This window comes from Sphingobacterium sp. (assembly GCF_039596235.1).
In the GTDB taxonomy this organism is placed as follows: domain Bacteria; phylum Bacteroidota; class Bacteroidia; order Sphingobacteriales; family Sphingobacteriaceae; genus Sphingobacterium.
Map to the genome: position 1 here is coordinate 263797 of NZ_JBCNKE010000006.1, position 17855 is coordinate 281651.

At 40.2% G+C, this 17855-nt stretch carries 17 protein-coding genes; 8 read left to right on the forward strand and 9 right to left on the reverse strand.

All coding sequences use genetic code 11. The features are described from left to right. Nucleotides 1–106: 106 nt before the first annotated feature. The 7 genes from ABDW32_RS14500 to ABDW32_RS14530 form a co-directional block, all read right to left on the reverse strand. Complete coding sequence (locus ABDW32_RS14500) at nucleotides 107–637, reverse strand: acyl-CoA thioesterase (RefSeq protein ID WP_343563581.1); 531 nt, start codon at nucleotides 635–637, stop codon at nucleotides 107–109. A gap of 14 nt (nucleotides 638–651) precedes the next feature. Beyond that, complete coding sequence (locus ABDW32_RS14505) at nucleotides 652–1566, reverse strand: SDR family oxidoreductase (RefSeq protein WP_343563584.1); 915 nt, start codon at nucleotides 1564–1566, stop codon at nucleotides 652–654. Between the two features lie 130 nt (nucleotides 1567–1696). Beyond that, nucleotides 1697–2641 (reverse strand): M20/M25/M40 family metallo-hydrolase, encoded by a 945-nt coding sequence (locus ABDW32_RS14510; RefSeq protein ID WP_343563586.1) that lies wholly within the window; start codon nucleotides 2639–2641, stop codon nucleotides 1697–1699. 130 nt (nucleotides 2642–2771) lie between these two features. Next, entirely contained in the window at nucleotides 2772–3422 is a 651-nt protein-coding gene (locus ABDW32_RS14515; protein ID WP_282250257.1) for a lipoprotein signal peptidase, read from the reverse strand. Nucleotides 3423–3476: 54 nt separating this feature from the next. Then, a complete protein-coding gene (locus ABDW32_RS14520) occupies nucleotides 3477–3863 on the reverse strand; it encodes a TraR/DksA C4-type zinc finger protein (RefSeq protein WP_046674049.1) in 387 nt (128 codons plus the stop codon). Between the two features lie 3 nt (nucleotides 3864–3866). After that, nucleotides 3867–7280 carry an isoleucine--tRNA ligase gene (ileS, locus tag ABDW32_RS14525; protein WP_343563589.1) on the reverse strand — a complete coding sequence of 1138 codons (3414 nt, stop codon included), beginning with the start codon at nucleotides 7278–7280 and terminating at the stop codon, nucleotides 3867–3869. 316 nt (nucleotides 7281–7596) lie between these two features. Then, nucleotides 7597–7947, reverse strand: coding sequence for an iron-sulfur cluster assembly accessory protein (locus tag ABDW32_RS14530; protein ID WP_343563590.1), 351 nt, complete (start codon nucleotides 7945–7947; stop codon nucleotides 7597–7599). Between the two features lie 284 nt (nucleotides 7948–8231). On the opposite strand from ABDW32_RS14530, the gene glyA reads away from it, so the two are divergent. From glyA to purE, 8 genes are all read left to right on the forward strand, one after another. Beyond that, nucleotides 8232–9503: a serine hydroxymethyltransferase gene (gene glyA / locus ABDW32_RS14535; RefSeq protein ID WP_343563592.1), complete on the forward strand. Its 1272-nt coding sequence runs from the start codon at nucleotides 8232–8234 to the stop codon at nucleotides 9501–9503. Between the two features lie 603 nt (nucleotides 9504–10106). Next, the gene (locus ABDW32_RS14540) at nucleotides 10107–10697 is read left to right on the forward strand and encodes a sigma-70 family RNA polymerase sigma factor (protein WP_077437828.1); all 591 of its coding nucleotides are present in this window, start codon (nucleotides 10107–10109) and stop codon (nucleotides 10695–10697) included. 231 nt (nucleotides 10698–10928) lie between these two features. Then, a complete protein-coding gene (locus ABDW32_RS14545; RefSeq protein WP_077437827.1) occupies nucleotides 10929–11624 on the forward strand; it encodes a zinc metallopeptidase in 696 nt (231 codons plus the stop codon). A 136-nt stretch (nucleotides 11625–11760) separates the two neighbouring features. Continuing rightward, nucleotides 11761–13101, forward strand: a complete 1341-nt coding sequence (ffh, locus tag ABDW32_RS14550) for a signal recognition particle protein (protein WP_121126251.1) — start codon at nucleotides 11761–11763, stop codon at nucleotides 13099–13101. Nucleotides 13102–13226: 125 nt separating this feature from the next. Next, a complete protein-coding gene (locus ABDW32_RS14555; protein WP_343563601.1) occupies nucleotides 13227–13814 on the forward strand; it encodes an NADH-quinone oxidoreductase subunit A in 588 nt (195 codons plus the stop codon). 2 nt (nucleotides 13815–13816) lie between these two features. Then, nucleotides 13817–14320 carry an NADH-quinone oxidoreductase subunit B gene (locus tag ABDW32_RS14560; protein WP_077437824.1) on the forward strand — a complete coding sequence of 168 codons (504 nt, stop codon included), beginning with the start codon at nucleotides 13817–13819 and terminating at the stop codon, nucleotides 14318–14320. Between the two features lie 32 nt (nucleotides 14321–14352). Next, complete coding sequence (locus tag ABDW32_RS14565) at nucleotides 14353–15495, forward strand: 5-(carboxyamino)imidazole ribonucleotide synthase (protein ID WP_343563604.1); 1143 nt, start codon at nucleotides 14353–14355, stop codon at nucleotides 15493–15495. Nucleotides 15496–15502: 7 nt separating this feature from the next. Further along, a complete protein-coding gene (gene purE, locus ABDW32_RS14570; RefSeq protein ID WP_343563606.1) occupies nucleotides 15503–16012 on the forward strand; it encodes a 5-(carboxyamino)imidazole ribonucleotide mutase in 510 nt (169 codons plus the stop codon). Between the two features lie 43 nt (nucleotides 16013–16055). Here purE and ABDW32_RS14575 read toward each other — a convergent pair whose 3' ends face one another. Both ABDW32_RS14575 and frr read right to left on the reverse strand, forming a co-directional pair. Next, entirely contained in the window at nucleotides 16056–17039 is a 984-nt protein-coding gene (locus ABDW32_RS14575; RefSeq protein WP_343563608.1) for a sugar phosphate isomerase/epimerase, read from the reverse strand. 244 nt (nucleotides 17040–17283) lie between these two features. Next, nucleotides 17284–17847 (reverse strand): ribosome recycling factor, encoded by a 564-nt coding sequence (gene frr / locus ABDW32_RS14580; protein ID WP_343563610.1) that lies wholly within the window; start codon nucleotides 17845–17847, stop codon nucleotides 17284–17286. Nucleotides 17848–17855 lie beyond the last annotated feature (8 nt).

A 17855-nucleotide genomic window follows, 5' to 3' on the forward strand; every position in this document is an offset into this window, starting at 1 on the left:
TCGATCTAAAAGGTGCAGAATACCATTGTTCTTACAGCCAATAAAAAAAGAAAGCGCGTACATGACGAAATGTATGCGCTTTCTTCGTATAGTAACTTATCTATGTTTATGAGTTCTTCTGACTGAACAGACTGACCAATGCTTTTAGTTTTTTTGCATTTTCAGGTTTTAATTTCCCTGCAAGGATAAGACGAAGTTCTCTGCGCTGCAATGCATCCTCGTAAGCTTTGTGTTCTGATTCTGTCTCGGGAATCAATACGGGTACAGCTTTGGGGTTGTTGTCGGCATCAACCGCAACGAAGGTATAATATGCCTCATTGGTTTTCACGCGTGTGCCCTCTGGTAAATTTGATGCGAAAATTTCCATACGTACCTCTAGGGAGCTGTTAAATGCACGGGTGACCTGTGCCTGTATGGTAACTACTTCACCCAATTTGATCGAACGCTTAAAAGATACATTGTCCACAGATACCGTGACGACTACATTGCTGCAATGCTTTTGTGCGGCAATAGCCGAACAGATATCCATCCAGTATAATAAGCGGCCGCCCATGAGATTACCAAAGGTATTGGTATCATTCGGAAGGACCAGTTCGTTCATCTCCGTGTATGACTCTCTCGCAAATTTCTCTATCATATCGTTTTTTGTCATTATCTTCCAAATTCCTTGGCTTGGCGATCAATTATAGCCAAAGATTCTACAAATGCTGTCGGCTTATAACCCAGCTCGTTTTTGGACTTGCTAAGATCAAAACCTGTCAGACGAGGCCTGTTGTCTGCTTGTCCAATGCTTGCAGCACTGATTTCCGAAATCAAGGATTTGTCCAGCTGCCAATAATCCGCTATTTTATACACCGCTTCATTGATGGACATCAATTCTGCTCCAGAAATATGAAATATCCCCTGAGCCTGTCGTTCGATAGCCAATTGACATGCATGCGCTAAATCATCTACAAAGGTAGGCATTCTCCATTGGTCATTGACCACTTTTATCGCTTCTTTTTGTGATAACTTTCCTTTTGCCCATAGCACCAGATTCGAACGGTTTGGATCAGCATTGATGCCATAGACCAAAATTGTACGCAGAATTGCATAAGGACAGGACGACTGTGCAAGGACTTGTTCAGAAGCATATTTGCTTTTCCCGTATTCACTTTGTGGATTGGGCTTGTCCAGTTCATTGTAGGAAGTGCCTTTCTTGCCATCAAATACAAAATCTGTCGATAGATGTACCAGTTGTGCTTTATTTTTTTCGCAGTAATCCGCTAGTGTCCTTACCAGGTCCACATTGATCAGCTGACAGGCTGATTTATCGGCCTCACATGCTTCCACACTGGTCATGGCAGCGGTATGTATAATTGCATCAAAGATATGGTTGGATAAAAAATCCGCTAATAGGCTCTGATCCAATAAGTCGACTTGAAAGAAAACATATCCGATTTGATTAGGGTTTCTATTCGGCCCCTTTGAAATGGCTGTAACTTCATAACGATCATTACCAGCAAGTAGGTCGACAACCTTCTGACCCAAAAAGCCATTCGATCCTGTGACAAGAATTTTTTTCATCCGTATTACTATTTTTTTATCCGTGTTTTCATCTCGAAGGTATGCATGGTACCTTCGTCTATTTTTCGCTGGTCTGTCCTCCGGTTAAGGGAATGTCTTGAAAGACTCTTAATGCGTTACTCTATCGGTCTTAGTTGGTCCAGATAAAGTCCATTTTATTTGACTGTTTCATGATGTTCTCGATCACCGATTTCTCCAAATCCAGAATAGATTTTAATGCATTATAGTCGATTTTATCTGCGTCATCCGTTGGCATATGATAATCGGGATGTCCGCCGGTATGGAAAAATAACACCGGAATATTCTTCTTATAAAATGATGTTTGATCGGATCCGCCATTACCATCTTTGCTCAGGTTAAATTTTATAGGCGCCTGGATGTCTTTGAATACCGTAGGCCATTGACTGCTCGTTCCATATCCGATAACAGCAAGCCCATTGTCCGGGTTGTAACGGCCGATCATATCCATATTAAGCATAGCTGTTATTTTTTCTAATGGTAGGGTAGGATGCTCGGTAAAATATTTAGAGCCGACCAAGCCTAGTTCTTCAGCACCGAAAGCGATGAACAACAAGTTATAAGGTTCTTTTTGGTTATTGGTACTGAAATAGCGTGCAAGTTCCAATAAACCTGCTGTACCTGAGGCATTGTCATCGGCGCCATTGTGGATTTTACCAACGCCTAGTGAATCTTTTGAGCTCCCCTGATGACCTGTTCCCAAATGATCGTAATGCGCGCCTATTACGACGGTTAGCGCAGCTCCATTATCGATAAAGCCAATAATATTGGCTGCGTTGCGGATGCTGTCGGCTACTTTTACTTTCCACACCTTGGCTTTGAAGGATTGGCGATAGCCTTTTTCACCCTTTGGTTGCAATTTATATTTTTTGAATTCCTTTTCGATGTAGTCTGCGGCTTTGAACACTTCTTTGCTGCCCGTTCCTCTACCTTTCATTTTATCATCTGCCAGGTAGTAGATATGTTTTTTAAGGTTTGGAATTTCAATTTGTTGTGCTTGTGCTAATTTTGTCACAAAAAGTAAGCCTGCAATCAGGAATAAGTTTATGTTTTTCATTTTTTGGTATGCTATTATTTCGATCATCCTAATCCGGTTTATTAGCTTGGTGGATAAGGGTTAGGATCCGCATTAATTTATTTTTAAAAGAAAAGCCTTGCGATTAACAAGGCTTTTGTAAGATATTTCGTTAATCTTCAACGATTTCGCTATGGATACTTGATTTCTCTTCTTTTTCAGTTTTGAAATACCGTTTTTGAAACAATAGTATAAGCACCACACCAACTGAAATAGCCGAGTCTGCAATGTTGAATACCGGCCGGAAGAATAGGAACTCTTCACCGCCCCAAAAAGGAACCCATGTAGGAAACGTACCTTCAATTAAAGGAAAATAGAGCATATCGACAACCTTTCCATGCAGGAAAGAGGAATACCCTCCACCAGCGGGAAATAAGGATGCTTTTTCGTAAAAGGTGCTTTCACTGAAGATCACACCGTAGAAGGCCGAATCAATGATATTTCCTAACGCACCGGCAAGAATCAGGGCTACATTTAATATAAAACCGCGGTTGTATTTATTCTTGATCATGTAGTGTAGACCATATCCGATACCAGCTACGGCCAGTATCCGAAACACGGTCAGGAACAATTTCCCGTAGTCACCACCGAATTCCATTCCGTAAGCCATTCCATTATTTTCAATAAAATGGATCTGAAAGAATTTACCTAAGATGTGATGACTTTGGCCGATTGTCATAGAGAGCTTAACCCATATTTTTGACAATTGGTCTATTAAAAGAATCGCCACGATTAGTGCGACTGGTTTCGTATACCCCTTCATTGTGCTATAAAAATGGTCTTTGCCTAAGCAAAGACCATATATTTTTACCTAAAATTAATATTGTTTGTTTTTCGCTTCGATGCTCAACGTGGTGTGTGGAACAGCTTTCAAACGCTCTTTTTGGATCAGTTTTCCGGTTTCTCTACAGATACCATACGTTTTGTTCTCGATACGTACCAAGGCTGCTTCCAAGTTGTCGATAAACTTCTTTTGGCGTGCCGCTAATTGATTTGTTTGTTCCTTCTCCAACGTTGCAGATCCATCCTCCAAGGTCTTGTAAGTCCCCGCAGTATCATCTGTACCATTCGCATTGCTGTTATTAAGCGTTGCTGTCAACGAGGAAAGCTCTTCTTTTGCTATTCTAAGCTTGTCCAAGATAATATCTTTGAATTCTTGTAATTCTGAATCGCTATAGCGTGTTTTCTCGTTGTTGTTTGCCATAATTTAATTTTTTTGGATTAATGCCTTAAGTTCTTTGCCATCGATCTCGATGGTCTCTCCTTCAGTTAGTGAATCTTCAAATACCAATGAATCGGCTAGAATTTCGGTGCAAATATACGATAAATTTTCTTTCGCAGCATGGACTACTTCTGAGGCAGCTGTTAACTTTACGTTAATTCTATCCGTCACTTCAAGTCCTTTTTCCTTCCGTAAATTTTGTAGGCGGTTGATCAATTCTCTTGATAAACCTTCCTTCTTCAATTCTTCAGTAATATGGACATCCAATGCTACAGTCAATTTACCCAGATTGGCAACCTGCCATCCTTCCACATCCTCTGCTATAATTTCGACATCGCTCAATAGAATAGTATATGGCGTGTCAACTAAGGCCAATTCACCTGCTGATTCCAAGGTACTGATCTGTTCTATAGTCAACGATTGGATAGCTGAAGAGACTAACTTCATATCCTTACCAACTTTCGCGCCAAGAGCTTTAAAATTTGGTTTTATTTTTTTCTTGATGATACCAGTAGTATCTGTAATAAACTCAATATCTTTGATATTGGTTTCCGAAAGTATCAAATCTTTTACTTTTTCCACCTTCTCCTGGAAAGCACTGTCCAGTACCGGAACAAGGATTTTGTTTAATGGCTGACGCACATTGATCGACGTTTTCTTACGTAATGAAAGTGTCAATGACGAAATATCCTGCGCCAGGGCCATACGTTCTTCCAGATCTTTATCTACAAGTTTTTCATCGTATACCGGGAAGTTGGCCAGGTGAACAGATTCAACTTGCTCTTTATTTGTCGCTGTATTCAGGTCAAGGAACAGTCTGTCCGAGAAAAATGGCGATATCGGTGACATTAATTTCGCGATAGTATCCAAACAGGTATATAAGGTCTGATAGGCCGAAATTTTGTCTTCAGTATATTCTCCTTTCCAGAAACGGCGACGGCACAGACGAACGTACCAGTTACTCAAATGCTCATCCACAAAACTTTGGATCGCGCGAGCAGCTTTGGTCGGTTCGTAATCCGCTAAGTATTCGTCTACTTCTTTTGTTAGTGAATTGAGTAACGAAATAATCCAACGATCGATTTCAGGACGGTTTTCCAATGCGATATCTGGTTCTGCGTAGGAGAACTTATCAATATTGGCATAAAGCGCAAAAAATGCATAGGTATTGTATAGCGTACCGAAAAATTTACGACGTACCTCATCCAATCCCTCGAGGTTGAATTTTAAATTGTCCCAAGGAGCAGCATTACTGATCATATACCAGCGTGTAGCATCCGCACTGTATTGATCTATCGTTGAGAAAGGATCGACGCCATTGCCCAAGCGTTTGGACATCTTATTTCCGTTTTTATCTAATACCAGTCCATTGGAAACCACATTTTTGAAAGATACCGACTTATACATCATCGTGGAGATCGCGTGTAGCGTAAAGAACCATCCACGGGTCTGGTCTACACCTTCAGCAATGAAATCTGCAGGGTATGCATGGTTGAAACCGGCTTTAAATGGAAACTCTTCACCGTTTGCCAATTTTTCATGATCCAGTCCCCATTGTGCATAAGGCATTGCTCCAGAGTCAAACCATACGTCAATTAAGTCCGGTTCCCGGAATAATTTTTGACCGGCATCAGAAACAAGGACGATATCATCGACATAAGGACGGTGTAGGTCCAGCTGCTCCGTGTCAAATTTATCCAGGTAAGCCTGGTTTTTTGCTTTCTCCTCAGCGGATAAAACCTCTGAAGCCAAGGAAGCTTCCAATAGAGACTTTAATTCTGGTAATGAACCGATACAAACTTCTTCGTTTTCATCTTCCGAACGCCAGATAGGAAGTGGTGTTCCCCAGTAGCGTGAGCGGGAAAGGTTCCAGTCCACCAGGTTTTCCAACCAGTTTCCAAAGCGTCCTGTGCCGGTAGCTTCGGGTTTCCAGTTGATTGTTTTATTTAAAGCAACAAGATCTTCTTTTACTGCAGTAGTACGGATAAACCAGCTATCCAATGGATAGTATAAAACCGGTTTGTCTGTACGCCAGCAGTGTGGGTAGGTGTGCTCGTATTTCTTGACATCAAATGCTTTGTTGTCCTCCTTAAGTTTGATGGAGATCAATACATCTGTAGGTTTGAAATCCTCTTTTGCACGTTCCTCAGCACTGTAGTATTCCTCTTTTACAAATCGTCCGGCAAAATCCGTGATTTCGTTAACGAAGCGGCCGGTACGGTCTACTGTAGGCACATCTTTTCCATTTTCATCTTTTACCAGGATACCCGGAACACCATGTTCTTTGGCTACACGAAAGTCATCGGCACCATAAGTCGGCGCAGCGTGTACGATACCTGTACCATCTTCAGTGGTCACAAAGTCTCCAGGGATGACACGGAAAGCATTTTCCTGTAGATCTTTATTGGTGATATAAGGTAACAATTGCTCGTAACGTAAGCCAACCAGTTCCTCACCGACAAATTCAGCCGCAAGTTCCCAGGGGATAACTTTATCACCCAGCTTGTAGTCTTGGAAAGAGGCATTTTCACCTTCAGCTTTAAAATGCTTGCCGATCAGATCTTTCGCCAATACAACAGATACTGGTGCGCCTGTATATTTATTGAACGTTCTGATTTTGACATAGTTTATTTTCTTGCCAACAACCAAAGCCGTATTGGAAGGTAAGGTCCAAGGCGTAGTCGTCCAGGCGATAAATGCAACATCCTCGGCTTCGTCGTCCACTAATTTTTCAATCGCTGGATGCAGCTGGCTTTTGATCAATCGGAATTCAGCAACAATTGTTGTATCCTTCACATCCTTATAGGTACCCGGTTGATTGAGCTCATGTGAACTCAAACCTGTACCCGCAGCAGGTGAATAGGGTTGGATGGTATAACCTTTGTATAATAAGCCTTTTTTGTATAGCTCTTTTAACAAATACCATAAGGTTTCGATGTATTCATTTTTGTAGGTGATGTAAGGATGTTCAAGATCAACCCAATAGCCCATTTTATTGGTTAGGTCGTTCCATACATCGGTATATTTCATCACTTCTTTGCGACAAGCCTCATTATATTCTTCTACGGTAATTTTTTTACCGATATCCTCTTTGGTAATACCAAGCGCTTTCTCGACAGCGAGTTCAATTGGAAGGCCATGGGTATCCCAGCCTCCTTTTCGTTTTACCTGGTAGCCTTTCAATGTCTTGTAGCGACAGAAAATATCCTTAATCGTACGGGCCATCACGTGGTGGATGCCTGGCATTCCATTTGCAGAAGGTGGGCCTTCAAAAAATGTATATGACTTGCTCTCAGGGCGATTATTGATACTTTTTTCGAATATTTTTTCCTGTTCCCAACGGGTCAAAATCTCTTTACCAATTTCCGGTAAATTTAACTGCTTATATTCTTTGTACATCAGACTGTTGTATGCTTCTTTTCTAAAGGTCGCTAATTTAGTGAATTATGATGGAAAAAGAAAGAGGGCTTTGTTGCTGTAATATCATTTATAAGGGACTCAATCTTTCGAAAATATTGCCGAGGGGTAAAATGGAGGACTACGCGAGAATGCTAGGCACTGAGGCCGGATTAAAAGCTGAGAAACCGCTAAATTGTTGTGGGAACAAGTGAATAAAAGCACAGCGAAAGCAGATCCATATTGATAAGAAAGTTAAAATAAAAGGGGGATTGCTATTGGCAATCCCCCTTTTATTGAAATATGTATAGATTTCAATTTATGCGGAAAAACTACTTCCACAACCACAGGTGCTGGTTGCATTGGGGTTATTAAAAGTAAAACCTCTTGCATCAAGTCCTGATTTGAAATCAATTTCCATGCCTGCAAGATAGAGGCCGTGTGCTTTGTTCATGAAAATGCGGATGCCTTCAATTATGTACTCGTTGTCTCCGTCTTTTTTCTGGTCAAAACCCAGGATATAACTCATACCTGAACAACCACCGCCTTCAACACCGACACGTAAACCAAAATCATCAGAGATTTCTTGCTGATCTTTTAATTTATTGAGTTCCTTGATCGCTCCTTGAGTTAAGGTAACGGGAGCAACTGCTGTATGTTCTACGCTCATTTTGATATCGTTTTAGCCAATTCTTTAACAAAAATACATATTTTAACTCGCAAATTGCTGGTATTGGATTTTTTGACATTTACAAAACATTCGATTTTTATGGATTATATTGCTCCAAGTCCGAGTGAAATGGATAGGATGCTAATTAGCTAATTCGCATAAATAAGGTCGTTTTTCTAAGAACATTTAATAAAATATGGCTTTTTGTCGATATTCTTTATGGAATATGCTATCTTTGAGGCATTAAAATAAAAACAAAATTTACTTTACAACATTTAAAAACAATGGAAAGAGATCAAGCCATTTTTAATTTGATAGCTGATGAGCTGAAACGCCAAGAAGAAGGTATTGAATTAATTGCTTCGGAAAACTTTGTTTCAAAACAGGTGATGGAAGCTGCTGGTTCAGTGTTGACAAATAAATATGCGGAAGGCCTCCCAGGAAAACGTTACTATGGAGGTTGTGAAGTTGTGGATCAGATCGAGAGCATTGCAATTGATCGCGCGAAACAATTATTTGGTGCAGAATGGGTAAATGTTCAACCTCACTCTGGAGCACAGGCAAATGCGGCTGTTTTTTTGGCGACAATCAAACCTGGCGACAAAATTTTAGGTCTTGATTTATCTCATGGTGGACACTTGACGCACGGTTCACCGGCAAACCTTTCCGGTAAGATCTATCAACCATTATTTTATGGTGTAAAAGAAGATACAGGTCTGATTGATTACGAACAATTGGAGGAAACAGCACTTCGTGAAAAACCAAAAATGATCATCTGTGGTGCTTCAGCCTACTCACGCGATTGGGATTATGCCCGTATCCGTAAAGTTGCTGATGAGATCGGCGCAATTGTTTTAGCTGATATTTCCCATCCAGCTGGTTTGATCGCACGTGGCCTATTAAATGATCCACTTCCACATTGCCATATCGTCACAACAACCACACATAAGACATTACGTGGCCCTCGTGGTGGTATGATTATGGTCGGTAAGGATTTTGAAAACCCTTGGGGTATCAAAACACCTAAAGGCGAAATCCGCACGATTACACAATTATTGGATCTGGCTGTTTTCCCAGGTACACAAGGTGGTCCTTTGGAGCATACAATTGCTGCTAAAGCAATCGCTTACGGCGAAGCATTATCAGACGAATACATGGAGTATATTGTTCAGGTGAAGAAAAATGCAGCTACATTAGCGAAATTCTTCGTTGATAAAGACTATAAGATTATCTCTGGCGGTACAGATAACCACTTGATGTTGGTTGACCTACGTAACAAAGATATTTCTGGTAAAGAAGCGGAAGCGGTATTGGGTAAAGCGGGCATCACAACCAACAAAAACATGGTTCCTTTTGATACACGTTCTCCTTTTGTGACCTCAGGTGTACGTTTCGGTACAGCAGCGATTACTACACGTGGTATCAAAGAAAATGAAATTGTTCAAATCGGAGAGTTAATTGACGAAGCATTACAAAATGCCTCGAACGATGCTCAATTGGATAAAATCCATGGTAAAGTGAAAGCCCTAATGGCCGAATTCCCATTGTATAAATAAGACATTGTCTTTTTAATATAGCAAAGCTTAATAGTGTAAAGCGGAATCATCTTAAGATGATTCCGCTTTTTTGTTTGTAAAACTGTTTTCATTCCCAAAGCCTTTACCCTACATTCTTAAATCTCATTCATTTGACCTAAAACTTTATGATCGTAAAGTTATGACCTAGTGCTACCATATCTTATTATAAACTGCAGAATTACTACTAAAATAATAAGAAATTCAATCGGATTTGATAGGGATTTCACAGGGACTTTATACGCTTTTATCCGAATGAGGTCCGGGTAAAGTCCGAATGAGGTCCCTATAAAGTCCCTATTATTTGTGAATTTGTAGCAGCGTTAATTGCCACATAAATTGTGGAAGGCTGAAGCATGTTGTCGAACGTTTTTTTCGCGGAGTGGAGGAGGATTTACACTTTTTAAATGTTAAAAAATCTTAAAATAAATTGTAATAATTTGATTACTCAATAATTTTACGGTACTTTGAAATACTATTAATTGATTGTTTTACAATAAGAAAGGAACACTATACGCCCAACATTTACATTTTACAACAGAACTGATAATTTATTTTGCGAACTGCTAAAAAAGTAAGTGACGTATGAGACTTTTGAAAAGTAAGAGTGATCAAGAATTGATCCAAATGTATGTCGGGGGCCAAGAGTCCGGCCTAGAGGCATTGTTGAATCGATATAAATCGAAAATTTACACCTCTATATATATGAAAGTAAAAGACGAATATCTTGCTGAAGATATTTTCCAGGAGACTTTCATTAAAATCATTAACACTTTAAAATCGGGCAAGTACAATGAAGAGGGGAAATTTTTGCCTTGGGCAATCCGTATTGCACATAATATGATCGTTGACTTTTTTAGAAAAGCCAAGCGGGCACCAAATATTGTAAATGCGGATGGATTTGACATTTTTGAAGTATTGGAATTCAGTGATGAAAGTGCTGAATCCAAGATGCTGAAACAACAGGTGGACGTAGATTTAAAAAAAATGATCCAAAAACTTCCGGACGATCAGAAGGAAGTCTTAATTATGCGCCATTTTTGTGATATGAGTTTTAAAGATATTGCTGAAATTACAGAAGTGAGTATCAATACAGCTTTAGGGAGAATGCGCTATGCATTGAGCAACCTACGCAAAATGATTGAAGGTTCTGATCTGGTTTTTCAGATGGGATAAGGAAGCAAGCACTATAATTAGAAAATAACAACAAGGAGGGAGTGAGTTTTTCACTCCCTTTTTTATGCTACAATGTCATGTTGGCATCAGAAGAATCTGTTCTTTTTGTCAGTTATCTGCTTTTTATTATCTTAGAAGTTCATGCCTTCACCGATTTGAGCGAATTGGAATGGCGTTTGATCATTAGATTGAAACAGTAAAAGAGAATAAAGATAAAAATATAAAAAAGCTATGTACTTGATTTTATTTATTGGAATAATGGTGGTAAGCCTGATAGTCCAGACACGATTTAAAAACAAATTTAAAAAGTATTCGGAGATGCCATTGGGGAATGGGATGTCAGGTGCTGAGATTGCGCAAAAAATGCTCAACGATAACGGTATATATGATGTAAAAGTGATCTCCATTCCCGATCGTTTGGGTGACCATTATAATCCCTCGGATAAAACGGTCAATTTGAGTCCTGAGGTGTATAGCGGTCGCAGTGTAGCTGCAGCAGCTGTTGCGGCCCATGAATGTGGCCATGCCGTGCAGCATGCAAAAGCATACAAATGGCTGGGGTTCCGTTCAGCAATGGTGCCTATGGTCAATGTGGCTTCCAAACTGACCTCATGGGTATTAATGCTCGGTGTGATGTTATTTGCATTTTCCAAAGGCGGTAACCCCTGGTTGTTAGCAGTAGGTGTGGGTGCCTTGGCAATCACCACAATATTCTCGTTCATTACACTTCCGGTAGAATTTGACGCGTCAAACCGCGCTTTGGAATGGTTGAACCATGCCGGCGTAACTTACAATGGCGAGGAACATGATGGAGCGAAAGATGCGTTAAAATGGGCTGCCATGACTTATGTCGTTGCTGCTTTAAGTGCCTTGGTAACACTTTTATACTATGCTTCCATCTTATTTGGTGGCCGTAGAAGCGATTAATGTGTCGTTGTGCCACTTGAGTATACAAAAAAATGCGATTATTTTTAATAGTCGCATTTTTTTATGGGGTGTTAATGAGGTTAGTACAGACAATTTTTTTAACTTTGCTGTTTATATAGAATAAGATTCAGATTTTATGTTTTCAAATCTTCAAGATAAGCTAGATAGGGCCTTTAAGGTATTAAAAGGACAAGGCAGTATTACCGAAATCAACGTTGCTGAAACGATGAAAGAAATTCGCAAAGCATTGTTGGATGCCGATGTGAATTATAAGACTGCTAAAACTTTTACAGATGATGTTAGACAAAAAGCTTTAGGGCAGAATGTATTGACAAGTATTTCTCCGGGTCAGTTGTTGACAAAAATCATGAATGATGAATTGACCGCATTGATGGGGGGATCTGTTACCGAATTAGAGACCGGTAAAAACCCTACTGTTATTTTGATCGCGGGTCTGAATGGTGCGGGTAAAACAACTTTTTCGGGTAAGCTGGCCTTATACCTGAAAGATAAAAAGAATAAAAAGCCATTATTGGTAGCTGGCGACGTTTACCGTCCGGCGGCAATTGATCAATTGGAGGTGCTGGCTGAACAGGTTGGTGTTCCGGTGTATGTCAATAGGGAATCAACGGATCCGATTGCTATCGCCAAAGCGGGGGTTGAAGAGGCCAAACGCAATGGCCATAATGTTGTCATCATCGATACCGCCGGTCGTCTGGCCATAGATGAGCCTTTGATGGTGGAGATTACCGCAGTTAAGGAAGCAACCAAACCGGACGAGATCTTGTTTGTGGTCGATTCGATGACCGGTCAGGATGCTGTGAATACAGCGAAGACATTCAACGATCGTCTTGATTTTACAGGTGTGGTATTGACCAAATTAGATGGTGATACACGTGGTGGTGCTGCATTATCCATAAAATCTGTTGTCAATAAACCAATCAAGTTTATTGGTACCGGTGAGAAGATGGATGCACTGGATGTTTTCTATCCGGATCGTATGGCCTCTCGTATTTTGGGCATGGGTGACGTCGTATCTTTGGTAGAACGTGCACAGCAACAGTTCGACGAAAAACAAGCGGCTGAGCTTCAAAAGAAAATCCGTAAGAATAAATTTGATTTCAATGATTTCAAATCGCAGATCCAACAGATCAAAAAAATGGGTAACATGAAAGATTTGATGGGCATGATTCCGGGAGTAGGAAAGGCAATGAAGGATATTGAAGTCGATGATAATGCGTTTAAACCAATTGAAGCAATTATTGATTCGATGACTCCTTTTGAACGTGAAAATCCGGATGTTATTGACCAAAAACGTCGTTTACGTATTGCCAAAGGTTCGGGAACTGATATTAATGAAGTGAACAAATTATTGAAGCAATTTGGCGATATGCGTAAAGTGATGAAACAGATGTCTAATCCTGCAATGGCCGCTAAATTGATGCGCAATATGCCTAAAATGCCGGGTAAAATGTAATTTTAATGTATCATTATATAGGATGGGGCATTGTAGAAGATACAATGCCCCATTTTTAATAAATAATTTGTAATTTCAAGTTCCTCGCTAGAGTAAACGAAATAATTGTTAAATTTGTAATCATTATGGATGACCCCGCGCAATTATCGGAATACGGCAAAATCCTTATCATTCTTCTGATAGGGGCGCTGTTAGTCTGTGCGACCATTTTTCTAGCCCGTTTTATTTCTCCCAAAAAGAATAATCCCATTAAATCCGCTACTTACGAATGTGGGGAAGATCCGATTGGATCCTCTTGGGTACAGTTTAATCCTCGATTTTACGTCATCGCTTTGGTATTCCTGCTTTTTGATGTGGAACTCATTTTTATTTTTCCCTGGGCGACGGTGTTTGGACAGTCGGAATATATTGCTGCTGACGGGCGATGGGGATGGTTTACGCTAATTGAAATGGCAATGTTTATCGGTGTTTTGGTCTTGGGGTTGGTTTTTGTCTGGAAAAAAGGAGATTTGGAATGGGTGAAACCAAATGTATCACTACCGAAGGTTCCGGTCAATATCCCCCAAAGTGCTTATTCCGCATTGAACAATACCGCATATCAGGTACGGGATTATAAACAGCCCGCAGTTGAGGCTGTGGAGCATGCTGTCGTTCAGGAACCGACAAGTGCTCCAAAAATTGCTTTTAAACCTCGATTTAAAAAACCTGAGTAGACATGAGTTTAGATAGTCAGTTGCAAAATAATGGTGTAGTCGTTGCCAAATTGGATGATCTGCTAAACTGGGCACGACTTTCGTCGATGTGGCCGATGAGTTTTGGTATAGCCTGTTGTGCGATCGAAATGATGGGTGCCATGGCTTCAACTTATGATCTGGATCGGATGGGGGTATTTCCAAGGCCTTCGCCAAGACAATCGGATGTTATTATTATTGCAGGTACAGTCACATTTAAAATGGCTGATCGTATTAAAAAGCTATATGAGCAGATGCCAGATCCTAAATATGTAATTTCGATGGGATCCTGTTCCAATTGTGGTGGTCCTTATTGGCAACATGGGTATCATGTAGTGAAAGGGGTTGATAAGATCATCCCAGTGGATGTGTACGTTCAAGGCTGTCCTCCACGTCCGGAAGCACTGATAGGTGCTTTTATTGAGCTGCAAAAAAAGATAGATAAAGAAAGCTTATTAGGTGAACAGCTGTTCAGAGAAAAAGCTTAAAAGATAAATTTTATAAGATTTTAAAATCAACTATGGCAAAAGATTTTTATGGTGAACTGCAATTAGGCATTCTTGGTGGTGGTCAACTGGGAAGAATGTTAATCCAGGAAGCCATTAATTACAATGTAAACGTTCATGTATTGGATCCCGACAAGAATGCGCCCTGTCGTAAGCTCTGCAATAAATTTGAATGTGGTTCATTGAGCGATTTTGAGACGGTATATAATTTTGGTAAAGACCTGGATTTGATTACTATCGAAATCGAAAAAGTAAATGTGGATGCACTGGAGAAATTGGAGGAAGAGGGGGTAATTGTTTATCCGCAGTCCCGCATCATTCGCTTGATCCAGGATAAGGGATTACAGAAGCAGTTTTTTAAACAAAATGATATCCCGACTTCTGCATTTCAATTGATATCCAATAAGGATAATCTCACCAATGCATCTTTGAATTTACCTTATATTCAAAAACTCCGTAAAGACGGTTACGATGGAAAAGGAGTGAAGAAAATCGTTACGGAAGCTGATATTGAACATGCCTTTGAAGAGCCAAGCCTGATTGAAGAATGGGTGGATTTTGAAAAAGAAATCGCGGTTATTGTTGCACGTAACGATAGAGGTGAGGTATCGACTTTTCCAATGGTGGAAATGGAATTCAATCCACAGGCTAATTTAGTGGAATTTCTTATCGCACCATCTTTATATGGAATAGAGGTTCAGCAACGTGCTGAAGCAATTGCGAAGAAGATTGCAGATGATCTGCAGATCGTAGGTTTACTTGCCGTGGAAATGTTTTTAACGAAAAATGGCGATATCCTTGTGAACGAACTGGCTCCGCGCCCACATAATAGTGGACATCAGACGATCGAGGGAAATTATGTATCTCAGTTTGCGCAGCATTTAAGGGCCATTTTCAATTTGCCGATGGGTGATACCAGATGTCGGACAAATGCCGTCATGATTAATCTCTTGGGTGAGGATGGCTACGAAGGCTTGGCAAAATATGATGGTGTAGAAGAGGTGTTGGCCATGGAAGGAGTCTATCTGCACCTTTACGGCAAGAAGTATACAAAACCTTTTCGTAAAATGGGCCATGTATGTATCATTAATGATGATCGGGAAAAAGCCATTTCCAATGCGAGAAAAGTACAAGAAATATTAAAAGTTAAAGCTTAATTATACTATGTCAGTCAATAATAAGGCCCAGGTAGGGATTATCATGGGAAGTAAATCCGATCTTCCGGTTATGCAGGATGCCATTGATGTTCTGAAAGTCCTTGGAGTAGAATTTGAAGTTACAATCGTATCGGCGCACCGTACACCACAACGTATGTTTGATTATGCAAAAGATGCGTCATCCCGTGGCTTAAAGGTAATTATCGCGGGTGCTGGTGGTGCAGCACATTTACCTGGAATGGTGGCTTCAATCACGCATTTGCCTGTGATCGGTGTACCTGTAAAATCATCCAATTCCATTGATGGTTGGGATTCGGTATTATCAATCTTACAGATGCCCAACGGTATTCCAGTGGCCACAGTTGCCTTAAATGCTGCGAAAAATGCAGGTATTTTGGCAGCTCAGATTCTAGGAACCCATAATGAGGCGATCAGTAAGAACATTATTGACTTCAAGGAAGAACTTGCACGGAAAGTGATTGAAACTGCGGTTGAAGTAGAGGATACACAATTCTAAAGGGATTTATAAAATAAAAAAGGGAAGCATTTGCTTCCCTTTTTTATTTGGTCAGATTTGCCTGAACGTAATCGTAGCTCTTTTTAAGACTTTCCATCTTGTTTGGTAAATAGATATTATCCTGTTCGACGAAAGCGTATTTCAGACCAGCTTTAGCCTTTTCTTTCACAATTTCGGCAAAATTGATACTTCCGGTACCAACTTCGGTATATTTAATTTCCTTAAAGATCTCTTCAACAGGTAGCTTACCATCTTTAGGCCATTCGATCGGATTTGATTTTGTGCGATCCATATCCTTTACGTGCCATAGTTTAAACCGCTTAGGGAATTTTTCGAATATGGAGATCGGATTTTTCCCTGCTTTTTCCGCCCAGAAGAGATCAAGCTCAAAATCGACAAGATCGGGTTCCGTAAAAGCCAGCATGACTTCTTCCCCTGATGTATTATTTCCCAAATCCCTGAATTCCCAGAAATGATTATGGTATGCAATTTTTAATCCGAGTTTCTTCGCCTGTTCACCCGCTTTATTGAGCTGTTCTGCAGCATAGAGATAGTCATCTTTTTTTAGCGCATTGATATCGAACATCGGTGTAACCGGTGCAATCACATATTCCTGTCCAAGTTCCTTTGCAGCGTCAAAGTAAACAGATAGATCTTCCTTATCGGTATGGGATTTACTGAGGTATTTGGACATATCATAGTGGCCCGAATGGGTTTTAAGACCATTGTCGTCCAGAATCTTTTTTAGCTCTTTATAGGGTAATTTCCAGAATTGTTTGGCAGTCGGATCTATGCCATAGAGCTCGACATGTTTATAGCCTATTTTTGCGACCTGTTCCAAAGAACCTTTCGGATCCTTATCCATTAAATCACGGATGGAATAAAGCTGTACGCCTATATTCTGCAATGGGTTGTCGCTGACAGCACCCGCTTTATTTTGACAAGATAACAAATTGGGCATCAGATAAGCTGCCGAAAGACCTATTCCAGCTTGCTTTAAAAATTGACGGCGAGAATTGTTCATCATATAACTGATTATGTGTAGTGTACAATGTACAATTATTTTGCTCAAAAATCAATACAACCTGCTGGAAATATTTTTTTGAACAGATGGCATCGAACTTCCGGAATATAAAAAGAGTTTGCCTAGAAAGTGAGAGTGAGTCCGATGAAAAAAGGGTAAATGTTAAGAGATCGTGGGGAAAAACGCAAAAAAAAGAGGATGTCCAATGGCTTTGGACATCCCCGTTGAGTATGTTTAAAATAAGATTTTAAACAGTCATGATATCTTTTTCTTTCAGTTCAGCCAATTTATCAACTTTTACAATATACGCATCAGTTAATTTTTGGACTTCACCTTCAGCCGTTTTGATTTCGTCTTCTGAGGCACCGTCATTTTTTAGTTTTTTGATGGACTCATTCGTATCCTTACGAATATTACGGATAGCGATACGGCCTCTTTCGGTCTCTTCTTTTACCTTTTTGACCAGGTCACGTCTTCTTTCTTCAGTCAAAGGAGGGACATTTAAGCGAATGACAATACCATCATTTTGAGGATTGATGCCAAGGTTAGCATCCGTAATAGCTTTTTCAATTGCGTTGATGAGTGATTTTTCCCAAGGTTGAATGACAATTGTCCGAGCATCAGTTGTATTGATGTTAGCAACCTGCGAAAGCGGAGTTGCGCTACCATAATAATCGACTGAAATACCATCTAACATCGATGGAGAAGCTTTACCGGCGCGAATTTTTGTTAACTCTGACTCCGTGTAAGCAACTGCTTTGGACATCTTGTCTTTACAATCGTCCAATTCAATTGAAATTAGTTCGTTCATATAAGATT